Origin of the sequence: Methylobacterium sp. (assembly GCF_019750675.1) — a bacterium.
GTDB lineage: Bacteria > Pseudomonadota > Alphaproteobacteria > Rhizobiales > Beijerinckiaceae > Methylobacterium.
Genome location: NZ_JAIEOF010000017.1, coordinates 1 through 4,711, shown reverse-complemented (window position 1 = coordinate 4,711; position 4,711 = coordinate 1). Strand labels below are relative to the sequence as shown.

Here is a 4,711-nt window from a genome sequence, read left to right as displayed (position 1 = left end):
GGCGCGGGCCTCATCGGCGCCGTCGTGGGCGCCATCGTCGTGCTCGCGATCTACGGCTTCATCCAGGGCCGCCGGTCCACCACCACGCTCTGATCCGACCCGAATCCGGGACAAACGAAAAAGGGGCGCCTCATCGAGGCGCCCCTTTTTCGTGTCCGCTTATCACGGCCGATCCGCCCGATGCCGGATGGCACCGGGCTTCGAGCGGTTCAGGCCTCGGTCACGGCCTTGACGGCGCAGTGGCCGGTGGCGCCGCGGATTGCGAGGCCGGCGCCGACCACGAGGGCGGCGAGGCTGAGCCACTTGTTCGGGCGCGGCTGGGCGGCGGCCGCCGCGATGCCGAGGCCGAGGACCACGGACACCGCCCGCTCGGTGGTGGTCAGGTTCGGGGTTCCGCTGAAGATGTCCTGGATCATCGCATTGGCCATGGCGGGTGCTCCTATGTTGCGTCGCGGGGCGAACGCGGTGGGCGGAGCGGCGTTCCACGCTCTGCGCCGACCGCGTGTCGCGGTGACGGCCGCATCCGGATCTTGGTGGGACTATTTGTGGCATTTCAGCCACGGGGCCGGACGGCTCGAGCGGCCGGCATTGATACAACCTTGTCGATTACATCTCCGTTCATCACAACCCTCGGACCGTCGCGAAAAATCGCTCGAACGACGGACTGGGGGCAGGAATGAACACGTCAGGAATGGCCGCCGCGATGCTCATCGCGGTCGGTCTCGGTGCATGCGGCAGCATCACGCGCGGCACGACGGAGAAGATGGCCTTCCTCACGGAGCCGCCCGGCGCGACCATGACGACCACCAAGGGCTATGCCTGCCCCGCCACGCCCTGCTCCCTCGAGGTCGAGCGCTCGGACGAGTTCGACGTGACCTTCGTCAAGCCGGGCTTCCGGCCCGAGACGGTCCCGGTCCGCACCAAGGTGGTGGGCGCAGGCGCCGCTGGCATGGCGGGCAACGTGCTCGCGGGCGGCGTCATCGGCATCGGGGTCGACGCCTATACGGGCGCCGCCTTCGATCACACGCCGAACCCCGTCAGCGTCTCCCTGGTGCCCTCCGCCCTGCCGAGCGCCCAGCGCAACCGGCGGCGCCAAGCCCCCGACAGCTGATTCCGGACCGCTGAGATTCCCGTCGCTACCGCGCGTTCGGCAGGCGGACCTTGACGTTCGCACGGTCTGCGGCGGCCGGGGAGACCGGGGCCGCGTCGCCCCAGCGGGTGGCGTCGATGCGCAGCGTGCCCCAGCCCGTCGCCACCGCGATCGAGAGCGGCAGCAGGAGCGTGCCGTCGGCAACCGGCGCGAAGCGCACGTGGAGGTCGTCGCTCTCGGCCATGCGGCGAACGTTGGCCCCTTGGGCGCGATGCCCCGAGATCGGGACCCAGCGCACCCGGCAATCCAGCGCGGGTCCGCGATAGGCGCCCTCCGTCACCGTGAGGACGCTGCCGCGTGACAGGACGAGATCGGCCCGTGTCGCCCCGTCGAAGACGGCGATGCGCCGATCGCACAGGCCGGGCTCCAGGGCGGAGGGCCCCGTGGGAATCATCAGCATGGTGAGGGGGTCGACGACGCCGACCCGGTCCTCCGGCGCCACGGGCACCCGGTCCGGGCGCGGGGCCGGGGGCGGCTCCACCGTGGCGCTGCGCACCCGGCCGCCCGCGAGGTCGAGCACGACCGAGACCGGCTTGCCGGCATAGCGGCTGTCGAGCCGAAACGTCGCCGTGGCCGCCCCGTTGCGCCCCAGCGCGCCGGCGACCACCGCCTTGCCGGTCCCGTCCAGGAAGAAGCCGGCAAGGCCGCGCAGGCCCGCCTCGACCTCGAGGGCGTAGCGCGCATCCGCCCGCTCGAGGGCCAGCGTGGCCTCGCCCACGCGCAGGTTCAGGAAGCTCAGGCTGTAGGCGATGCTGAAGCGGGCGGCCGGAATCTCGCCGACCGCGTTCGCGGCGGAGGCGCCGGAGACGAGGGCCAGGAGCGCGACGGCCGGGATTCGCGGCATGGCCCGGGCTCCCCTGCGCCTCCACACGGCCTTCATGCCTCGCTCCTGCCGCGCACGGATCGTCTGCGCATACTCGATGACGCTACCACCGTCCGCACCGCCCGCGATGCGCGCTTCGGCACCCGGCATACGGGGCCGCCCTCCCCTGAAGTGAGCCATCCGCCGCGCTGTCCCTCGAACGAGAAAGAGCGCGGCCCCGGCGAGGACCGCGCTCTTCACTTGTTCCAGCGCATGGGCCGGGCGCTGGCGCACCCGGCCGGATGCCGCCTCACGCCTCCTGGCGGGGTCCGCGGGCGCGGTCCTGCTCGGCGTTGCGCTCGGCCTTGAGCTTCTCGGTGAGGTCCTCGCCGGTCTCCTGGTCGACGACCTTCATCGAGAGGCGGATCTTGCCGCGGTCGTCCTGGCCGAGGAACTTCACCTTGACCTTCTGGCCCTCCTTGACGACGTCCGTCACCTTGGCGACCCGCTGGGCGGCGAGTTCGGAGATATGGACGAGGCCGTCCTTGGCGCCGAAGAAGTTCACGAAGGCGCCGAACTCCATCGTCTTCACGACGGTGCCGTCATAGATCATGCCCGGCTCGGCTTCCGCCACGATCGAGCGGATCCAGTTGTAGGCGGCCTTGATGGCCTTGCCGTCGCTGGAGGCGATCTTGACCGTGCCGGTGTCGTCGATGTTGATCTTCGCGCCGGTCTTCTCGACGATCTCGCGGATCACCTTACCGCCGGTCCCGATCACTTCCCGGATCTTGTCGGTGGGGATCTGCATGGTCTCGATGCGGGGCGCGTATTCGCCGAGCTCGGGACGGGCGTCGGTCAGCGCCTTGGCCATCTCGCCGAGGATGTGGACGCGGCCTTCCTGCGCCTGATGCAGGGCGACCTTCATGATCTCCTCGGTGATGCCCGCGATCTTGATGTCCATCTGCAGCGAGGTGATGCCGGCTTCCGTGCCCGCCACCTTGAAGTCCATGTCGCCGAGGTGGTCCTCGTCGCCGAGGATGTCGGACAGCACGGCGTAGCGCTCACCCTCGAGGATGAGGCCCATGGCGATGCCCGCCACCGGACGGCGCAGGGGCACGCCGGCATCCATCAGCGACAGCGAGGCGCCGCAGACGGAGGCCATCGAGGAGGAGCCGTTCGACTCGGTGATCTCGGACACGACGCGGATCGTGTACGGGAACTCGTGGGCCGGCGGCAGCACGGGGTGTACGGCGCGCCAGGCGAGCTTGCCGTGGCCGATCTCGCGGCGGCCGGGCGAGCCCATGCGGCCGGTCTCGCCCACCGAGTAGGGGGGGAAGTTGTAGTGCAGCAGGAAGGTCTCCTTGTAGGTGCCTTCCAGCGCGTCGATGAACTGCTCGTCCTCGCCGGTGCCCAGCGTCGCGACCACGAGGGCCTGGGTCTCGCCGCGGGTGAACAGCGACGAGCCGTGGGCGCGCGGCAGCACGCCGACCTGGGACTCGATCGGGCGCACGGTGCGCACGTCGCGGCCGTCGATGCGCGAGCCCGTGTCGAGGATGTTCCAGCGCACGACCTTGGACTGCGCTTCCTTGAACGCGGCCTTGACCTTCTCGGCCGGGAACTTCTCGGCGCCCTCGGCGCAGAGCGCGGCCATCACCGTCGCCTTCACGGCGTCGACGGCGGCGTAGCGCTCCTGCTTCACGGTGTTCTTGTAGGCGGCGCGCAGATCCGCTTCGCAGACCTCGAGCACGGCGGCTTCCACATCGCCGTTCTCGGGCGCCTGGAAGTTGCGGGGCTCCTTGGCGGCCTTCTCGGCGAGGCGGATGATCGCCTCGATGACCGGCTGGAAGTGCTTGTGGCCGAACATCACGGCGCCGAGCATGACCTCCTCGTCGAGCTCCTTGGCCTCGGACTCGACCATCAGGACGGCGTCCTGGGTGCCGGCGACGACGAGGTCGAGGGTCGAGGCTTCGAGGTCGGCGACCAGCGGGTTCAGGGTGTACTGGCCGTTGGCGTAGCCGACGCGCGCTGCGCCGATCGGGCCCATGAAGGGCACGCCCGACAGCGTGAGCGCCGCCGAGGCCGCGACCATCGCGAGGATGTCGGGATCGTTCTCGAGGTCGTGGGTCAGGACGGTGACGACGACCTGGGTGTCGTTGCGCCAGCCCTCGACGAAGAGGGGGCGGATCGGGCGGTCGATGAGGCGGGAGACCAGGGTCTCCTTCTCGGACGGGCGGCCCTCGCGCTTGAAGTAGCCGCCGGGGATGCGGCCGGCGGCGTAGGCGCGCTCCTGGTAGTTCACGGTCAGCGGCAGGAAGTCGATTCCGGCCTTGGGCTCCTTGCCCGACACGACGGTGGCGAGCACCGAGGTCTCGCCGTAGGTCGCCATCACGGAACCGTCGGCCTGGCGGGCGACCTTGCCCGTCTCGAGGACGAGCTTGCGGTCGCCCCACATCAGCTCTTCGCGTTGGATATCGAACATATGTCTCACCTTCCTGCGGTCGGGCGAACCCGGCGCCGCCAGGGGCAAGATGGCGGGAGCGTCCCGATGGACGCCCCCGCGATCCTGTCCCCGGCGCACGCGCCTTCAAGTCGCCCGGGTCTTCGGGTGGCCGGACCCATTCCGGCAGCCCGAACTGTCAAAACGCGGCCCCGGGCCGGGCCCGGAACCGCGTGAACGCCGTCGCTTAGCGGCGGATGCCGAGACGCTCGATGAGGCTGCGGTAGCGGGCCTCGTCCTTGCGCTTGACGTAGTCGAGCAG

The 4,711-nt window shown here is 70.3% G+C and carries 4 protein-coding genes and 2 pseudogenes; 2 read left to right on the top strand and 4 right to left on the bottom strand.

All coding sequences use genetic code 11. From position 1 onward, the window contains the following. Positions 1-93, top strand: a pseudogene (locus K2X24_RS00885) (GlsB/YeaQ/YmgE family stress response membrane protein); the annotation flags it as partial. Positions 94-209: 116 nt separating this feature from the next. Here K2X24_RS00885 and K2X24_RS00880 read toward each other — a convergent pair. Further along, positions 210-428: a DUF2892 domain-containing protein gene (locus K2X24_RS00880; protein ID WP_055950811.1), complete on the bottom strand. Its 219-nt coding sequence runs from the start codon at positions 426-428 to the stop codon at positions 210-212. A gap of 248 nt (positions 429-676) precedes the next feature. On the opposite strand from K2X24_RS00880, the gene K2X24_RS00875 reads away from it, so the two are divergent. Further along, positions 677-1,111 carry a translation initiation factor 2 gene (locus K2X24_RS00875; RefSeq protein ID WP_292493797.1) on the top strand — a complete coding sequence of 145 codons (435 nt, stop codon included), beginning with the start codon at positions 677-679 and terminating at the stop codon, positions 1,109-1,111. Positions 1,112-1,136: 25 nt separating this feature from the next. Here K2X24_RS00875 and K2X24_RS00870 read toward each other — a convergent pair whose 3' ends face one another. The 3 genes and pseudogenes from K2X24_RS00870 to K2X24_RS00860 all read right to left on the bottom strand — a co-directional run. Continuing rightward, complete coding sequence (locus K2X24_RS00870) at positions 1,137-1,994, bottom strand: DUF3108 domain-containing protein (RefSeq protein ID WP_292493795.1); 858 nt, start codon at positions 1,992-1,994, stop codon at positions 1,137-1,139. Between the two features lie 268 nt (positions 1,995-2,262). Next, positions 2,263-4,431: a polyribonucleotide nucleotidyltransferase gene (gene pnp, locus K2X24_RS00865; protein ID WP_292493793.1), complete on the bottom strand. Its 2,169-nt coding sequence runs from the start codon at positions 4,429-4,431 to the stop codon at positions 2,263-2,265. Between the two features lie 205 nt (positions 4,432-4,636). Beyond that, positions 4,637-4,711: pseudogene (locus K2X24_RS00860) on the bottom strand (30S ribosomal protein S15); the annotation flags it as partial.

Coding starts and splice junctions, on each gene's coding strand:
- pnp (WP_292493793.1), bottom strand. CDS start 4,431: ATGTTCGATATCCAACGCGAAGAGCTGATGTGGGGCGACCGCAAGCTC.
- K2X24_RS00870 (WP_292493795.1), bottom strand. CDS start 1,994: ATGCCGCGAATCCCGGCCGTCGCGCTCCTGGCCCTCGTCTCCGGCGCC.
- K2X24_RS00875 (WP_292493797.1), top strand. CDS start 677: ATGAACACGTCAGGAATGGCCGCCGCGATGCTCATCGCGGTCGGTCTC.
- K2X24_RS00880 (WP_055950811.1), bottom strand. CDS start 428: ATGGCCAATGCGATGATCCAGGACATCTTCAGCGGAACCCCGAACCTG.